This is a genomic window from Bradyrhizobium sp. 186 (assembly GCF_023101685.1).
GTDB lineage: Bacteria > Pseudomonadota > Alphaproteobacteria > Rhizobiales > Xanthobacteraceae > Bradyrhizobium.
The window spans coordinates 6,900,721-6,915,937 of sequence record NZ_CP082164.1 but is presented as its reverse complement, the minus strand read 5'-3'; the positions used below and the strand labels follow the sequence as shown (position 1 = coordinate 6,915,937).

Annotated in this window: 17 protein-coding genes and 1 pseudogene; 9 read left to right on the top strand and 9 right to left on the bottom strand. The window is 63.2% G+C overall.

The features are described 5' to 3' along the window. Window positions 1-67 precede the first annotated feature (67 nt). A complete protein-coding gene (gene cynS, locus IVB18_RS33485) occupies window positions 68-556 on the top strand; it encodes a cyanase (RefSeq protein WP_247984582.1) in 489 nt (162 codons plus the stop codon). Window positions 557-616: 60 nt separating this feature from the next. Here the strand turns inward: cynS and IVB18_RS33480 are convergent, their stop codons facing one another. Beyond that, a complete protein-coding gene (locus tag IVB18_RS33480; RefSeq protein WP_247984581.1) occupies window positions 617-940 on the bottom strand; it encodes a DUF1476 domain-containing protein in 324 nt (107 codons plus the stop codon). Window positions 941-1,246: 306 nt separating this feature from the next. Here IVB18_RS33480 and purC point away from each other — a divergent pair, with 306 nt between their 5' ends. Together purC and purS are read left to right on the top strand one after the other, a co-directional pair. Continuing rightward, on the top strand, window positions 1,247-2,014 hold the full coding sequence (purC, locus tag IVB18_RS33475; RefSeq protein WP_173015815.1) for a phosphoribosylaminoimidazolesuccinocarboxamide synthase: 768 nt from the start codon (window positions 1,247-1,249) through the stop codon (window positions 2,012-2,014). 12 nt (window positions 2,015-2,026) lie between these two features. After that, a complete protein-coding gene (purS, locus tag IVB18_RS33470) occupies window positions 2,027-2,269 on the top strand; it encodes a phosphoribosylformylglycinamidine synthase subunit PurS (protein ID WP_247984580.1) in 243 nt (80 codons plus the stop codon). 6 nt (window positions 2,270-2,275) lie between these two features. Here purS and IVB18_RS52010 read toward each other — a convergent pair whose 3' ends face one another. Continuing rightward, complete coding sequence (locus IVB18_RS52010; protein WP_346732568.1) at window positions 2,276-2,515, bottom strand: hypothetical protein; 240 nt, start codon at window positions 2,513-2,515, stop codon at window positions 2,276-2,278. Between the two features lie 30 nt (window positions 2,516-2,545). After that, window positions 2,546-3,562: a magnesium/cobalt transporter CorA gene (corA, locus tag IVB18_RS33460; RefSeq protein WP_247984579.1), complete on the bottom strand. Its 1,017-nt coding sequence runs from the start codon at window positions 3,560-3,562 to the stop codon at window positions 2,546-2,548. 168 nt (window positions 3,563-3,730) lie between these two features. On the opposite strand from corA, the gene purQ reads away from it, so the two are divergent. Continuing rightward, window positions 3,731-4,432, top strand: a complete 702-nt coding sequence (purQ, locus tag IVB18_RS33455) for a phosphoribosylformylglycinamidine synthase subunit PurQ (RefSeq protein WP_247984578.1) — start codon at window positions 3,731-3,733, stop codon at window positions 4,430-4,432. Further along, the gene (locus IVB18_RS33450; protein WP_247984577.1) at window positions 4,429-5,400 is read left to right on the top strand and encodes a tripartite tricarboxylate transporter substrate binding protein BugD; all 972 of its coding nucleotides are present in this window, start codon (window positions 4,429-4,431) and stop codon (window positions 5,398-5,400) included. Before purQ ends, IVB18_RS33450 begins: the two co-directional genes overlap by 4 nt. 3 nt (window positions 5,401-5,403) lie before the next feature. Here IVB18_RS33450 and IVB18_RS33445 read toward each other — a convergent pair. After that, a pseudogene (locus IVB18_RS33445) lies at window positions 5,404-5,901 on the bottom strand (EamA family transporter); the annotation flags it as partial. A 112-nt stretch (window positions 5,902-6,013) separates the two neighbouring features. After that, window positions 6,014-6,493 (bottom strand): PaaI family thioesterase, encoded by a 480-nt coding sequence (locus IVB18_RS33440; protein WP_247984576.1) that lies wholly within the window; start codon window positions 6,491-6,493, stop codon window positions 6,014-6,016. A gap of 183 nt (window positions 6,494-6,676) precedes the next feature. Between IVB18_RS33440 and purL the strand changes: the two genes are divergently transcribed. Then, complete coding sequence (gene purL, locus IVB18_RS33435) at window positions 6,677-8,887, top strand: phosphoribosylformylglycinamidine synthase subunit PurL (protein WP_247991796.1); 2,211 nt, start codon at window positions 6,677-6,679, stop codon at window positions 8,885-8,887. A 27-nt stretch (window positions 8,888-8,914) separates the two neighbouring features. Here purL and IVB18_RS33430 read toward each other — a convergent pair whose 3' ends face one another. Continuing rightward, the gene (locus IVB18_RS33430; protein WP_247984575.1) at window positions 8,915-10,105 is read right to left on the bottom strand and encodes an acyltransferase; all 1,191 of its coding nucleotides are present in this window, start codon (window positions 10,103-10,105) and stop codon (window positions 8,915-8,917) included. A 180-nt stretch (window positions 10,106-10,285) separates the two neighbouring features. Between IVB18_RS33430 and IVB18_RS33425 the strand changes: the two genes are divergently transcribed. Beyond that, window positions 10,286-10,459: a DUF1328 domain-containing protein gene (locus tag IVB18_RS33425; protein ID WP_247984574.1), complete on the top strand. Its 174-nt coding sequence runs from the start codon at window positions 10,286-10,288 to the stop codon at window positions 10,457-10,459. 131 nt (window positions 10,460-10,590) lie between these two features. On the opposite strand, the gene IVB18_RS33420 is transcribed toward IVB18_RS33425, so the two are convergent. After that, complete coding sequence (locus IVB18_RS33420) at window positions 10,591-10,950, bottom strand: DUF427 domain-containing protein (protein ID WP_247984573.1); 360 nt, start codon at window positions 10,948-10,950, stop codon at window positions 10,591-10,593. Between the two features lie 195 nt (window positions 10,951-11,145). Between IVB18_RS33420 and IVB18_RS33415 the strand changes: the two genes are divergently transcribed. Together IVB18_RS33415 and IVB18_RS33410 are read left to right on the top strand one after the other, a co-directional pair. After that, entirely contained in the window at window positions 11,146-11,400 is a 255-nt protein-coding gene (locus IVB18_RS33415; RefSeq protein ID WP_247984572.1) for a BolA family transcriptional regulator, read from the top strand. A gap of 42 nt (window positions 11,401-11,442) precedes the next feature. After that, window positions 11,443-12,636: a low temperature requirement protein A gene (locus IVB18_RS33410; RefSeq protein WP_247984571.1), complete on the top strand. Its 1,194-nt coding sequence runs from the start codon at window positions 11,443-11,445 to the stop codon at window positions 12,634-12,636. 64 nt (window positions 12,637-12,700) lie between these two features. Here the strand turns inward: IVB18_RS33410 and egtD are convergent, their stop codons facing one another. After that, window positions 12,701-13,672, bottom strand: a complete 972-nt coding sequence (gene egtD, locus IVB18_RS33405) for an L-histidine N(alpha)-methyltransferase (protein WP_247984570.1) — start codon at window positions 13,670-13,672, stop codon at window positions 12,701-12,703. A 52-nt stretch (window positions 13,673-13,724) separates the two neighbouring features. Next, entirely contained in the window at window positions 13,725-15,023 is a 1,299-nt protein-coding gene (gene egtB, locus IVB18_RS33400; RefSeq protein ID WP_247984569.1) for an ergothioneine biosynthesis protein EgtB, read from the bottom strand. Window positions 15,024-15,217 lie beyond the last annotated feature (194 nt).

Sequence of the window (15,217 nt, the reverse complement as noted above, 5' to 3'; positions counted from 1 at the left end):
TTGCAGGAGGACGTGCTTCGCACTTTTGCCCTGGGCATGACGAGAGTTAACAAGAGGAGACCCTGACATGAAACGCGAAGACCTCACCGAAAAGCTGCTCGACATCAAGCGCGAGAAGGGCTGGAGCTGGAAATACATCTGCGATCAGGTCGGCGGCTATGCGGAGGTGCTGATCGTCGGCGCGATCCTCGGCCAGATGAAGTTGACAAAGCCGCAAGCCGCGAATGCCGGCGAGCTGTTCGGCCTGTCCAAGGCTGAGACCGCGATGCTCAACGAGGTGCCGATGCGCGGCACCGGCACGCCGATGCCACCGACCGATCCGCTGATCTACCGCTTCTACGAGATGGTGATGGTCAACGGTCCGGCCTGGAAGGCGTTGATCGAGGAGGAATTCGGCGACGGCATCATGTCGGCGATCGACTTCGACATGGCGATCGAGCGCGTCGCGAACCCGAAGGGCGACCGCGTCAAGATCACCATGAGCGGCAAATTCCTGCCGTACAAATATTACGGCGCCAGCGGCAACGTGCCGGAGTATGGCTTCAAGGAGGGCTGATTGGGGCGAGTGGCGAATTGCGAGTAGGGGTCTGTTCGCTATTCGCCACTCCCTGGTCGACTATTTCCCCGCCTTCACCTCGGCGACCGCCACCGCGATCAGCTCGTTCATCTTGGCGCGAATCGCCTGCTCGGTGACGGCGACGTTCTTGGCGGCGAAATCGGCCGCGACCTTGCGCAGGACGTCGGCGTCGCCGGCCTCCTCGAAATCGGCCGCGACGACTTCCTTGGCATAGGCCGTGGCGGCATCGCCGGTGATGCCGAGCTGTTCGGCCGCCCACACGCCGAGCAGCCGGTTGCGGCGGGCTTCGGCCTTGAATTTCTGCTCCTCGTCGAGGGCGAATTTCTTCTCGAAACCTTCTTGGCGCTTGTTGAACTCGCTCATGCCTCTGTTCCCCTGCTGTACCGAAGCTGGGCCTGCGTTGCGATGGCCCCGGTCCATGCCTACATAGGGGGCACGAATCGGCAAAACAACGGGCCGTTAAGCCGCAGGCAAGGCGGTATAAGTTGGCATCGGATGAGCCGGATCGATTGTGCTGGGACAGCCAATCGGATAGGTTGCCTGAAGGTTTGGTTCCTGTTCTGTTTCCACGGGTTCCGGGCTGTTCACGGCAGCTCCGCCGTGGGTCGTAGTTCTCGTAAACCGGAGCACACCAGATACATGGATTTCAACAAAACACGGTACATCCCCATGAGCCGTCGGCGTCGCATTTATGAAGGCAAGGCAAAGGTTCTTTACGAAGGTCCGGAGCCCGGTACCCTGATCCAGCACTTCAAGGATGACGCCACCGCGTTCAATGCGAAAAAGCATCAGGTGATCGAGGGCAAGGGTGTCCTCAACAACCGGATCTCGGAGTACCTGTTTCAGCACCTCAACGACATCGGGGTGCCGACCCACTTCATCCGCCGCCTCAACATGCGCGAGCAGCTGATTCGCGAGGTCGAGATCGTGCCGCTCGAGGTGGTGGTGCGGAACGTCGCCGCCGGCTCGCTGTCGCAGCGCCTCGGCATCGAAGAGGGCACGCAGCTGCCCCGTTCGATCATCGAATTCTACTACAAGAACGACCAGCTCAACGACCCGATGGTGTCGGAAGAGCACATCACCGCCTTTGGCTGGGCGACGCCGCAAGAGATCGACGACATCATGGCGCTCGCCATCCGCGTCAACGACTTCCTCACCGGCCTCTTCCTCGGCATCGGCATCCGCCTCGTCGACTTCAAGATGGAGTGCGGGCGGCTGTTCGAAAACGAGATGATGCGCATCATCGTCGCCGACGAGATCTCGCCGGACTCCTGCCGTCTGTGGGACATCAAGTCGAACGAGAAGCTCGACAAGGACCGCTTCCGCAGGGATCTCGGCGGGCTGCTCGAAGCCTATACGGAAGTCGCCAAGCGTCTCGGCATCCTCATGGAGAACGAGCGTCCGCAGGGCTCCGGCCCGGTGCTGGTGAAGAGCTAAGGGGTTTTCGACGTGAAGGCACGTGTCACCGTTACCTTGAAGACGGGCATCCTCGATCCCCAGGGCAAGGCCATCGAAGGCGCGCTGAAGTCGCTCGGCGTCGATGGCGTCGCCAGCGTGCGCCAGGGCAAGGTGTTCGATATCGAACTCGCCGGCGCGGACCAGGCCAAGGCCGAAGCCGCGCTGAAGGATGCCGCTGACAAGCTGCTCGCGAATACCGTGATCGAGAATTATGCTATCGAGATGAAAGCATAGGGTACGTCAATGCCCGACATGACGGCAGACCTGATGTTCGAGGTGTTGAAATCGATCCAGGCGCGACTGACGCAGGTTGATGGCAAGATCGACGAAATGAAGCAGGAAATGCTGGCGTTGCGGACGTCCCAAAATGCGGCTCGCCAGGAGATCACCAGTGTCTTCCAGGAGATTTCGGGGGTTCATGCCACGTTGGTGAGGCATGAGGGCCGGCTCGATCGTATCGAGCGCCGGCTTGAACTCCACGACGCGCTGTGCGGTGAAGTCGGACCAGCTTCACAGCCATCCAACGCGGCGGAAGCGCCAGTAGAGCGCGATGCACGAAACCAGCATCAGGCCCAGCACGGCATAATAGCCGTAGTCCCACTCGAGCTCCGGCATGTGCTTGAAGTTCATGCCGTAGATGCCGGCTAGCGCGGTCGGGATGGCGATGATGGCGAGCCAGGAGGCAAGCTTCTTGGAGACTGCCGTCTCCTGGGCCTGGCCGACCAAAAGGCTCGCTTCGAAGGCGAAAGCCAGCACCTCGCGCATGGAATCGATGCGCTCCTGGATGTTACGGACGTGGTCGGTGACGTCCCGGAACAGGGTCTGCATGGCGGGGCGCACCATCGACAGTTCGTCGTGCTCCAGCCGCCGGCAGACTTCGACCAGGGGCCCGATCGCATTGCGCAGCCGCAACAGGTCGCGGCGCAGCATATACAGACGTTCGATCTGCGCCTTGGTGATCGCGTTGGAGAGCACGTAGTCCTCGATCCCCTCGACTTCCTCGTCAATGCTCTCGAGCACGGGAGAGTAGTTGTCGACGATGAAATCGAGGATCGCATAGAGGATGTAGTCCTCGCCGCGGGCCAGCGCCCGCGGGCAGCTCTCGCAGCGCTCGCGCACCGTCGTATAGGAGGTCGAGGCGCCGTGACGGACCGTCACGAGATAGCCGTCGCCAATGAAAATGTGGGTCTCGCCGAAAGCGATGCGGCCCTCGAACAATTGTGCGGTCCGCGCAACGATGAACAGCGCTTCGCCATATTGCTCGATCTTCGGCCGCTGATGGGCATTATTGGCATCCTCGATGGCGAGTTCGTGCAGATCGAACTGTTTTTGCACGGCGCCGAGCAGCGCCATGTCGGGCTCGTGCAGCCCGATCCAGACCACGTGGCCGGGCTTTGCCCGCCAGCTCGAAGCCTCGCTGATGGCGATATTGGCAACGCGCCGTCCGTCGACATAGGCGCCGGCGGCGACGACGCCATCGGCGGAAACCGGCTCGGAGGGGGATGCGGGCAGCGACGGGACGTTCATGGTTGCAATCCCGGGCAACATCGTTGGGCCGAATGCGATCGGCTATGGCCTGTGCACAAGGCGACCCGGCGAGGCTAGCACTGGTAAAATCCCCGTCAAATGGTTATGTCTGTTTAGGATTTGGCCCTGCCGGCCAACCCGATTCCCGCCACTATCGGAACCTGAACCATGAAAGCCGCAATCCTCGTCTTTCCCGGAATCAACCGCGAGCGCGACATGGCGCGCGCGCTGAAGCTGATCTCGGGCAACGAGCCTGCGATGGTGTGGCACGCCGAGACGTCGCTTCCTGCCGGCACCGACCTCGTGGTGGTGCCGGGCGGCTTCTCCTACGGCGACTATCTGCGCTGTGGCGCGATTGCCGCGCGCGCGCCGGTGATGGACGCGGTGCGCGACTATGCGGCCAAGGGTGGCCTCGTGCTTGGCGTCTGCAACGGCTTTCAGATCCTCTGCGAATCCGGTCTGCTGCCGGGCGTGTTGATGCGCAATGCGCGGCTGAAATTCATCTGTCACGACGTGCATCTGCGCGTCGAACGCTCCGACACGCCGTTCACCCGCGGCTACAATGCGGGGCAGGTGATCCGTGTGCCCGTCGCGCATGGCGAGGGCAATTACGAGGCGGATGAAGAGACCATCAAGCGGCTCGAAGGCGAGGGGCGGGTGCTCTATCGCTACTGCTCCGCCGACGGCGTGGTCGACGAGGCCCACAATATCAACGGCGCGGCGCATTCCATCGCCGGCCTCGTCAACGACAAGGGCAACGTGCTCGGCATGATGCCCCATCCCGAAAACCACGTCGAAGATATCATGGGCTGCACCGACGGTCGCGGCCTGTTCGCCGGCCTGGTCCAGCACCTGGAAAAGGCCGCGTGATTTCGTTCGTGTTGAAGCGGTGTCTCGCCGCGCTCGCGGTGCTCTCATTCGCGGCTGCTGCGTTCGCGCAGGAGTTTCCCAAGCGTCCGATCACCATGATCGTGCCGTTCGCGGCCGGCGGTACCTCGGACGTGATCGCGCGCACGGTCGCCGAGCAGATGGGCATCGCACTCGGCCAGACCATCGTGATCGAGAACGTCGCCGGCGCCGGTGGCTCGACCGCGCTGGCGCGCGCCTCCCGCGCCGAGCCGGACGGCTACACCATTGCGATCGGCAATGCCGGGACCAACGCCGCGACCTATACGATCTATCCCAAGCTCCCGTTCACGCCGGACTCCTTCGTGCCGATTGCGATGGTGGCGAAAACGTTCGGCATCGTCGCCGTGCGGAAAGATTTTCCGGCGAAGGACCTCAAGGAGTTCATCGCCTACGCCAAGGCCAATCCCGGCAAGATCAATCTCGGCCATGCCGGCGTCGGCTCCTCGAATTACCTGATCTGCAAGAGCTTCGTCACGGCCGCCGGGATCGACGCAACGCTGGTCGGCTATCGCGGCGCGGCGCCCGCGCTGACCGATGCGATCGGCAGCCAGATCGACGGCGTCTGCGACGCAGCGGCCTCCGTCTCGCAATCGATCAACGACAAGCTGGTGAGGGGCCTCGTGGTTGGCTCGACCGTGCGGCTGGCCACGCTGTCCGATCTGCCCAATTCCGCTGAAGCGGGGCTGCCCGAATTCGAGGCGCAGGGCTGGAACGGCCTGTTCGCGCCCCAGGGCACGCCTCCGGCCGTCATCGCCAAGCTGAACGCCGCCGCGCGCACGGCGGTTGAGACCGACGCGGTGAAAAAGCGTTTTGCCGATCTCTCGACCGTTGCGCCCGACGACAACGAACATGCGCCGGAGCTGCTTCAGCAACTCGTGACGCGCGACGTCGAGAAGTACCGGAAAATGCTGGCGGACGACGCCAAGTAATAGCTAACGCAGCTTCAGCCGTTCGGCAGGCACGGTCATGGCGGCAACGCCTGCCATGACCAGCAGCAGTCCCAGCGCCAGATTCAACAGCACGCTCTCGCCGAGCAGCAGCACCGATAGCCCGACGCCGATCGGGATGCGCATATAGCCCTGCGCGTTCGTCGTCAGCGTGCCGAGCCGCCCGAGGCAGATGTAGAACAGCATCAGCGCCAGCGCGCTGGAGACGATGCCCATGACGACCGTGGCAACGATCGCCGTTGGCGTCGGGTGCAGCGTCCAGGGCTGGGTCGATGAGGAGCGAGAGCGGCAGCAGCACGAGGCCGCCGAACAGCAGCGAGCCGGCCGCCACCACCATCGGGTCGTACTCTGACAGGCACAGTCCGAAGATCGTCGCGCAGGCGAAATGGTGGCGAGCAGGATCGCGATCTCCGCAAAAATCTCGCTGCCGAAGCCGCGCAGCGCATCGACGCCGACGATGACGACGGTGCCGGCGAGGCGGACGCCATCGTGCGACCCGTCGGCGATGTGCTCTGCGGCACCTTGTTCTTGCTCCCCGGTGCGAAAGCGCTTGCGCAACAGTGGGCGAGGGCACGCGAAAAGGGAAGGCGTCGAGCTATGGGTTTGCCTGGAGTGCCGGCTTCCGCTTCACCCGCCTGATCGTGCCGGAGAAGGTGAACAGCGGCCGCCCGCCGGACATCATCTTGCCGCGCAAAAAGATCAGCGAGCCTCCGGCGCGGGAGACTTCGCCCACGCATTCGATCAGCTCACCCTCCCGTGCACCGTCGAGGAAGTCGCAGGCGAAATTGGTCGTCACGGCCGGCCCATCCAGTTCGCGGGTTGCGATCGCAAACAGGCAATAGTCGGCAAACGCCATGAAACATCCGCCATGGACGTTGCCCGAGCCGTTGAGGTGCTTTTTCTCGACCCGAAAGGCGGAGCGGACGCTGCCGTCCTCCTCGATCTTGTGCCAGAACGGGCCAATATGGCTCTCAAAGCTATCGCGAATCCAGGTCCGCCAGCCCTTGAACTCGCCCTCGGTGGCGATGTGGAGGGCGGGGCGGCGGGGCGGGGGCGCTTTGGTCAATTCGTGCAAGGAAATGGGCCTTCAATTACCGGTCTTTAGCCCTTAAATCCGATCCGTCCGTACCTTGCAATTCCTGTTCCCGCATCCCCCCGGCCGCAAAACGTGGGACAGCGGGAAAATGCGTCATAAAGGGCTTTTCGTGAGCCCCCGATGTTCCTAAGAACGGCCAACCCCGCCGAAAGCCTCGAATCCATGAAGAACGAACCCAAGATCACCCCTGAACTGGTTGCCGCCCACGGGCTCAAGCCCGACGAGTACGAGCGCATCCTGAAGCTGATCGGACGGGAGCCGACCTTCACCGAGCTAGGCATCTTCTCGGCGATGTGGAACGAGCACTGCTCGTACAAGTCGTCGCGCATCCATCTGCGCGGATTGCCGACCAAGGCGCCCTGGGTGATCCAGGGCCCCGGCGAGAACGCCGGCGTGATCGACATCGGCGACGGCCAGGCCGTGGTCTTCAAGATGGAGAGCCACAACCACCCGAGCTACATCGAGCCGTACCAGGGCGCCACCACCGGCGTCGGCGGCATTCTGCGCGACGTCTTCACCATGGGCGCGCGGCCGATCGCCTGCCTCAATGCGCTGAGCTTTGGCGCGCCCGAGCATGCCAGAACCCGGCATCTCGTCTCCGGCGTCGTCGCCGGCGTTGGCGGCTACGGCAATTCCTTTGGCGTGCCGACGGTTGGTGGCCAGGTGCGCTTCCACACCCGTTACGATGGCAACATCCTCGTCAATGCGATGGCCGTGGGCCTCGCTGATACCGACAAGATATTCTATGCGGCGGCTTCCGGCGTGAACATGCCGATCGTCTATCTCGGCTCCAAGACGGGGCGCGACGGCATTCACGGCGCCTCGATGGCCTCGGCCGAGTTCGACGACAAGTCCGAGGAGAAGCGCCCGACCGTGCAGGTCGGCGATCCCTTCGCCGAGAAGCTGCTACTCGAAGCCTGCCTCGAGATCATGGAGCAGGGCTGCGTCATCGCGATCCAGGACATGGGTGCGGCCGGCCTGACTTGCTCGGCGGTCGAGATGGGCGCCAAGGGCGACCTCGGCGTCGATCTCGATCTCGATGCGGTGCCGACCCGCGAGACCGGCATGAGCGCCTACGAGATGATGCTCTCGGAGAGCCAGGAGCGCATGCTCATGGTGCTCAAGCCCGAGAAGGAGAAAGAGGCCGAGGCGATCTTCAAGAAGTGGGGGCTCGATTTCGCCGTCGTCGGCTACACCACGCCGAGCAAGCGTTTTGTGGTCAAGCACGGCGGCGACGTCATGGCCGACTTGCCGATCAAGGAGCTCGGCGATGAAGCCCCGCTCTATGATCGCCCGCATGTTGCTTCCGCCGCGCTGCCGGTCGTACACGCCCGCGAGGTGGCTGCGCCGATGGGCGTCGGTGCGGCGCTGGAGAAGCTGATCGGCACACCGGAGCTGTGCAGCAAGCGCTGGGTCTGGGAGCAATACGACCACGTCATCCTCGGCAACACCATGCAGCGGCCCGGCGGCGACGCCGCCGTCGTGCGTGTGCAGGACGGGCCGAAGGGCCTGGCACTGACCGTCGACGTGACGCCGCGCTATTGTGAGGCCGATCCTTATCAAGGCGGAATGCAGGCCGTGGCGGAAGCCTGGCGCAACATCACCGCCGTCGGCGGCAAGCCGCTCGCGATCACCGACAATCTCAATTTCGGCAATCCGGAGCGGCCAGAGATTATGGGCCAGTTCGTCGGTTGCCTGAAGGGCATCTCGGAAGCCTGCCGCACGCTCGACTTCCCGGTCGTGTCCGGCAACGTCTCGCTCTACAACGAGACCAACGGCCGCGGGATCCTGCCGACACCCTCGATCGGCGGCGTCGGTCTGCTCGACGACTTCACCAAGTCCGCTTCGCTCGCCTTCAAGGCCGAGGACGAGGCGATCCTGTTGATCGGCGACACGCACGGTTGGCTCGGCCAGTCCGTCTATTTGCGCGACATCTGCGGTCGCGAGGAGGGCGCGCCGCCGCCGGTCGATCTCGGCGCCGAGAAGCGCAATGGCGACTGTGTGCGCGGCATGATCCATGCGGGCACCGCGACCGCCGCGCACGATCTTTCCGACGGCGGGCTTCTGGTGGCGCTGGCCGAGATGGCGATGGCAAGCGGTATCGGCGCGAAGCTGCTCGCGGCGCCAGCTGCGCTCGTGCCGCAGGCCTATTGGTTCGGCGAGGACCAGGCGCGCTATCTCGTCACCGTGCCGGAAACGGAAGCCGGCCGCGTGCTCGCCAAGATGCGCGGCTGCGAGGTGCCCTGCGTGCGGATCGGCACCACCGGTGGCGACGCCATCGCGATCTCCGGCGAAGCGCCGGTTGCAATCGACACGCTACGTGCCTCGTTCGAGCGTTGGCTGCCGGAGTATATGAGCGGGAAGGCGGCATAAGCTGCGCAATGACGGAGACCGTCAGTGTCACAGTACCTTCGTTGCCCCGGGAATCTGGCGCAAGGCGCGCGTTAGCGCCCAACTGAACGCGACCGTTAGCACGAAGCCGATCGTCGCCTTGACGATCGCTGGCAGCTCATAGTCGAACAGCCAGTATTGCAGCCAAAGCGCGATCGGGTAGTGCACCAAAAACATGCCGTAGGCGTCCGCCTGCATCGGATCGAGCAGCTTGGCCGAGCCTGATTGTCTGAACCTCTGGAAAAAGGCCAGGATCAGAAACATGATGGCCACGCTGAAGACAGCGAAGCAGATGGCATAAAGCCCCTCATACCAGTTCGGCAGCGGCGACGGATTTCCCAGTATTTCGCGCTTGATGAAGATCAGCACCCAGAGCAGGCAATACGGAACGATCGCCAAGACCATCCAGTCCCAGCTGACCCTCGCCATCCGGCCGTCTACCGCGAGCAGGCCGCGATCCATATTCGCGACGCCGATCCCGGCACCGAAAAAGAAGTAGCTCGCATAGAGCATCACGCGCCCGTGCTGCACCGAGAACGGCCCGAATTCGAACCAGCTGCTTGGTCCATAAAGCATCAGTCCGGGAACATAGAACACCGCGGTGACGGTAAACATGACCGCGAAGAACAACTCGGGCCGACGGCGACCGTGCAGCGAGAGGCGGTTGATCGGATCGAGCAGGTTGGGTGACAGCCGATGCAATATGCAGGCCACCACGTCAAAGCCGAGCAGGACCCAAAGGAACCAGATCGGCCCGCTCGGCCACGGGCCCTTCGTGACCATATTCCACCAGTACTCCGAAAAGCCGATCTCGGGATGGTGTCGGAGCGAGATGGCGTAATAGGCGAGCGGAATGATCGTGAATGCGCAGATCACGAATGGCAGGCCAAGCCGAAGCAGGCGATCTGCCAGATAGTTCAGCGCGCCCTTGCGGGCGATGCCCGACCACGCAAACAAGCCCGACAGGAAGAAGAACATCGCCATGAAGAAGCTGTCGGTGGCGAGCACGACGACGTCGAAGCCGATCCAGGAGACTGGATCGGTGTGACCGAAATGCGTGTAGGGGATCACCGCGTGATGGAGCAGCACCACCAGCGTCAGGAAGGTGCGGACGCGGTCGAGCGACAGATTGCGCACCTTGCTCTTCGGCGCGGCGTGCACCTCTGCACCGATCGTCGCTGAGTGTGACATCGTCATCATGGCCGCCCCGGTCGCGCTTCTGTCCCGGCCAGACTGTGCCGCCGGGAACCCGATTCAGCAAGGGCAGTTTATGCCGCGCCGCCCGTGGGCCCTGGTCAGGAACCAGTCCCGCGCAGGGAAGTTAGCACTCGCGAAAAGATTGAGGGGCCGCGATAAGCTGCACCTGTGTCGGAGTTGGCGATGACTATCCTGAAATGGGCGCTGATCTTCCTGCTGGTTTCGATCGTGGCCGGCGTGCTCGGCTTCACCGGCATCTCGGCTGCCTCGGCCGACATCGCCCGCTTCCTGTTCTACGTCTTCGTCGTGATCTTCCTGGTGCTGCTGATACTGGGGCTCACGGTCTTCAGGGCGTAGCCCCGCTGCTCCAGCATTCTCAGTCGTCATGCCCGGGCTTGTCCCGGGCATCCACGTTCTTTCGTATCCACGGTAGCCAAGAACGCGGATGGCCGGGACAAGCCCGGCCATGACGGAAGGCTTATGTGGAACTACGCCACTTCCTCGATCTTCACCTTGTCCGGATAGAACGCGAGATGGCCGGAAATCTCTTCCATGGCGGGGAAGGGCGTCTCGTAGGTCCAGATTGCATTGTCGAGGGTCTTGCCGTCGGCCTTGATGCTGTAATAGCTCGCATCCCCCTTGTAGGGGCAGTGGGTGACGCGGTCGGTGCGCTCCAGCAGCGCCATGTTGGTGTCCTCTCGCGGCACATATTGCACCGCCGGATATTTGGCCTCCTTCAGCGTCAGCGCCTTGGTGGTCTCCGCGATCACGATGTTGCCCGCCGTCACGCGGACGCGCCGAGGGGTTGGGGTGATGGTGATGGGGTGGTCGGGCCCTGGGAGCTTCATGACTTCACGCCTTTTCGATCAATCTGCCGCGCGCGGCACTTTGTCGTGCCTTTATCCGGTGGGATCACCGATATAGTGCCTCAAGGCGTGACGTAGAAGGCCGTTCACGCTAAGTTTGGCCTTGCCGGTCTGGGGACCCCGGCAGCGATTCGACGACGAGGCTGATTTGAGGCCGAGATATGGAGCGAGACCCGAATGCCAATGGACGCCCACGATATCGAGGCGATGATCAAGGCAGCGATCCCCGATGCCGAGGTGACGATCCGTGACCTCGCCGGCGACGGCGACCACTATGCCGCGACCGTGATCGCGGAATCCTTCCGCGGCAAATCCCGCGTCCAGCAGCATCAGATCGTCTACCAGTCGCTGCAGGGCCAGATGGGCGGCGTGCTGCATGCGCTGGCGCTGCAAACCGGGGTACCTGGCGGACCTGGGGTGCCGGGTACTTGATCTGACGAGCACCTGATCTGATCGCGTGACGGGGAGACGGTGATGGCTGCGGACAACCCGCGCGGTGCGATGTTTCGCGTCATCGTGCCGAACCAGCACAGCCGCGTCACCAATGCCGAGCTGTTCTTCGACCTCGTCTTCGTCTTCGCTATCACGCAAGTCTCGCACACGCTGTTGCACCACTTCACGCCGCTCGGCGCGGTGCACGTCACGGTGCTGTTTCTCGCCGTGTGGTGGGTGTGGGTCTACACCGCCTGGGTCACCAACTGGCTCAATCCCGAGTTGACGCCGGTCCGCATCCTGCTCTTCCTGATGATGCTGGGCGGCCTCGTGCTGTCGACGACGATCCCCACCGCTTTTGAGGGGCGCGGCCTGTGGTTCGCGATGGCCTACGCGGCGATGCAGGTCGGACGCACTGCGTTCTGGCTGTTCGCGACCCCGCGCCATCGGCTACCGGTCCGTCATAACGCCATTCGCATCCTGACGTGGCTCTCGATCTCTGCGGTCTTGTGGATTACAGGCGGCTTTTTCGAGGGAGAAACGCGGCTATGGCTCTGGATCGCGGCGGTCACGTGGGAGTACATCTCGCCGGCGGTCCGCTTCTGGGTCCCCAAGCTGGGCTTCTCGTCGGTCGAGGCCTGGGCCGTCGAAGGCGGTCACATGGCCGAGCGCTGCGCCGGCTTCATCATCATCGCGCTCGGTGAAGCCGTCGTCGTCAACGGCGCGACCTTCGCCGAGCTGGACTGGACCGCTGACAACATCCTCGCCTTCGTCTCGGCGCTGGCCGGCAGCATCGCGATGTGGTGGATCTATTTCCACAAGGGCGCGGAGGCCGGCTCCGAGCGGATATCGAAGACCGCCGAATCCGGCCGGCTGGCGCGGCTTGCCTATACCTATCTGCACATGCCGATCGTCGCCGGCATCATCCTGACCGCGGTCTCGGACGAACTGGTACTGAAGCATCCGGCCGGACATTCCGACATCCGGACCATCGTGAGCACGGTCGGCGGGCCGCTGGTCTTCCTGGTCGGCACCATCCTGTTCAAGCACGCGATCCGCGGCTTCCTCCAGCTCTCGCACGGCATCGGCATCATCCTGCTTCTGGTGCTGAGCTGGTTCGCCGGGGAGCTGTCGCCTTTATGGCTGTCGGTCGCGACGACCGTGATCATGATCGTGGTCGCGGTATGGGAGTCGGTGTCGCTGGGGTCGAAGCCGGGCGAGGCAGTGGAACATTGAACCGTCGGCCAAAGTCCGACGGATTCTATTGAGCCGGTTCGTTCAACGACAAGCGCTGGAGAGCTTACTCCACTGCCTCCAGCGCGTGCACGGAGAACATTTTCGCCGCGTCCGTCCAGGTCTCGCGCACCCACCAGCCGGCACCCTGCGCCAGCGCGGCGAAGCGTTCGAGGCTGTATTTGTAGCTGTTCTCCGTGTGGATGCTCTCGCCCGCCCGGAACGAGAAGCTGGTGCCCAGCATGCGTACCGTCTGGCTCTTCTTGCTGATCAGGTGCATCTCGATGCGATGGCGCTCGCGGTTGTAGATGGCGCGGTGGGTGAAGGCGGAGAGGTCGAAATTACCGCCGAGCTCGCGGTTGATGCGCACGAGAACATTCAGGTTGAAGCGCGCGGTGATACCGGCGGCGTCGTTGTAGGCATCGTGCAGCACGCGCTCTTCCTTTTCGAGGTCGGCGCCGATGATCATCTGCGCGCCCCGACCGAGAATCGTGCGTGCGCTCTTCAGGAAGGCCTGTGCTTCCTGCGGCTCGAAATTGCCGATCGTCGAACCGGGGAAGAAGCCGACCTTGGGCATTGATGCAACCGTCTTGGGCAACTCGAACGGCGTGGTGAAGTCGGCCGCCACCGGATAGATGCCGAGCGACGGGAAGTCCCGCTTCAGGCCGTTCGCCTGCGCCTTCAGGAAATCGCCGGAGATGTCCACGGGTACATAGGCTGCGAACTTGCAATGGTTGAGAAGCAAGCGGACCTTGGTCGTGGCGCCGGCGCCGAACTCGACCAGTGCCGCATGCTCCGGAATGATCTTTGTGATCTCGCTGCCGCGCTCCTTCAGGATCGCAAGCTCGGTGCGCGTCGGATAATATTCCGGCAGGCGCGTGATCGCCTCGAACAGTTCCGATCCGGTTGCGTCGTAGAAATATTTCGGCGACAGCCGTTTCGGCTGCTGTGACAGGTCCTCGATGGCCTCGCGGGCGAAGGCAGTCGTCTGCTCGTCGGGAAGATGGGCTTCGGCCAAAGCGCTGGCGTGCACATTCATGATACTCTCCTGAACGCGCTGTCCGGCGCGCATTGATCGTCGGATGATTTACTCAGTCGTAGTCGGCGAGCCGCAATCCCGTGAATTGCCAGCGATGGTGCGGGTAGAAGAAGTTGCGATAGGTGATACGGCTGTGACCGTCAGGCGTTGCAAGCGAGGAGCCACGCAGCACCAATTGGTTGATCATGAACTTGCCGTTGTACTCGCCGAGCGCGCCTTCGATGGCGCGGTAGCCGGGATAGGCAGCGTAGGCGCTGCGGGTCCATTGCCAGACGATGCCGAAGGCGTCGTTGAGCTGGCTGGCGCGCGCTGCGACCTCCCATTCCATCTCGGTCGGCAAATGCTTGCCTGCCCAGCGGGCAAACGCATCCGCCTCATAGTAGCTGACGTGGCACACCGGTGCGCCGGGATCGACGGGCCTGAGGCCGGCCAGCGTCATGACATGCCATTGACCGTCGACCTCGCGCCAATGACCGGGGGCCTCCCAACACTCGTTGTTCACGGTCGCAAAGCCGTCCATCAGCCACAACGTCGCGGTCCGATAGCCGCCGTCGCGCATGAAGGCGAGCCATTCGCCATTGGTGACGAGATTGCGTGCGATGCTGACCGGGCCGACGAGCGCACGATGCGCCGGCTTCTCGTTGTCGAAATGGAAGCTGTCGTCGACATGGCCGACGGTATGGATGCCTTCGTTTAGCGTCAGCCAGTCCTCGCCGCTGCGCGTCGAGGCCGGGAAGCGCCAGTCCGGATCGTAGGCCGGCGGGATCGGGCTCTGCGCGAAGGCGTGCAGGATGTCGGTGAACATCAATTCCTGGTGCTGCTGCTCGTGGTTGAGCCCGACCTCGACCAGCGGCGCGATGGCCCGAAGCTTGTCCGTCCCGGCCTCGCGGAAGAGTTTTACCACGGCCGCATCCACATGCTTGCGATAGGCGCCCACTTGATCGGCGCTTGGCCGGGTGATGTCGCCGCGGCGATTCCGGGCGTGACGGGGGCCGGCGCTGACGTAATATGAATTGAACAGGAACGCGAAGTGCGGGTGGAAGGGTCGGTAGTCCGGACAGTGCTCACCGAGCACGAATTGCTCCCAAAACCAGGTGGTGTGGGCGCGGTGCCATTTCGCTGGGCTCGCATCCGGCATGGACTGGATCTGCTGGTCTTCGGGCGACAGCGGCGCAGCCCGGCGCTCGGTCTCGTTGCGGACGGTGAGAAACGCGTCCTCCAGCGCCTGGGCGAGGCCGCCCGGATCGGAGAAGTGTGACGAAAGCGGGGAGGCGGCCGTAGCGGAGGCTTGTTTCGTCACGTTTTTCTCCAGACAGGACAAGAGAACGTTGTTGGCGTTGACCGGTTCCAAAACCAGGGTTCGTCCTAGATAGGGGCTCCGCTACGGTATGAAAGTCCTCCCCGGAGATGATATTGGCGTCATCAGCCCATGCCGCCGGCCCGGCTTCAGGCCGACCTCCCGGGTCTCGTCGCCGCCATTTTACTTTGGATGCACAACGGTTTGGGCTACATATATAGGCAAGTATCGGGTTAGATCGGCTGAGC

What these genes read in the sequence shown, in the direction of transcription:
- cynS (WP_247984582.1), top strand. Translation starts at nt 68, where the DNA reads ATGAAACGCGAAGACCTCACCGAAAAGCTGCTCGACATCAAGCGCGAG.
- IVB18_RS33480 (WP_247984581.1), bottom strand. Translation starts at nt 940, where the DNA reads ATGAGCGAGTTCAACAAGCGCCAAGAAGGTTTCGAGAAGAAATTCGCC.
- purC (WP_173015815.1), top strand. Translation starts at nt 1,247, where the DNA reads ATGAGCCGTCGGCGTCGCATTTATGAAGGCAAGGCAAAGGTTCTTTAC.
- corA (WP_247984579.1), bottom strand. Translation starts at nt 3,562, where the DNA reads ATGAACGTCCCGTCGCTGCCCGCATCCCCCTCCGAGCCGGTTTCCGCC.
- purQ (WP_247984578.1), top strand. Translation starts at nt 3,731, where the DNA reads ATGAAAGCCGCAATCCTCGTCTTTCCCGGAATCAACCGCGAGCGCGAC.
- purL (WP_247991796.1), top strand. Translation starts at nt 6,677, where the DNA reads ATGAAGAACGAACCCAAGATCACCCCTGAACTGGTTGCCGCCCACGGG.
- IVB18_RS33430 (WP_247984575.1), bottom strand. Translation starts at nt 10,105, where the DNA reads ATGATGACGATGTCACACTCAGCGACGATCGGTGCAGAGGTGCACGCC.
- IVB18_RS33425 (WP_247984574.1), top strand. Translation starts at nt 10,286, where the DNA reads ATGACTATCCTGAAATGGGCGCTGATCTTCCTGCTGGTTTCGATCGTG.
- IVB18_RS33420 (WP_247984573.1), bottom strand. Translation starts at nt 10,950, where the DNA reads ATGAAGCTCCCAGGGCCCGACCACCCCATCACCATCACCCCAACCCCT.
- IVB18_RS33415 (WP_247984572.1), top strand. Translation starts at nt 11,146, where the DNA reads ATGCCAATGGACGCCCACGATATCGAGGCGATGATCAAGGCAGCGATC.
- IVB18_RS33410 (WP_247984571.1), top strand. Translation starts at nt 11,443, where the DNA reads ATGGCTGCGGACAACCCGCGCGGTGCGATGTTTCGCGTCATCGTGCCG.
- egtD (WP_247984570.1), bottom strand. Translation starts at nt 13,672, where the DNA reads ATGAATGTGCACGCCAGCGCTTTGGCCGAAGCCCATCTTCCCGACGAG.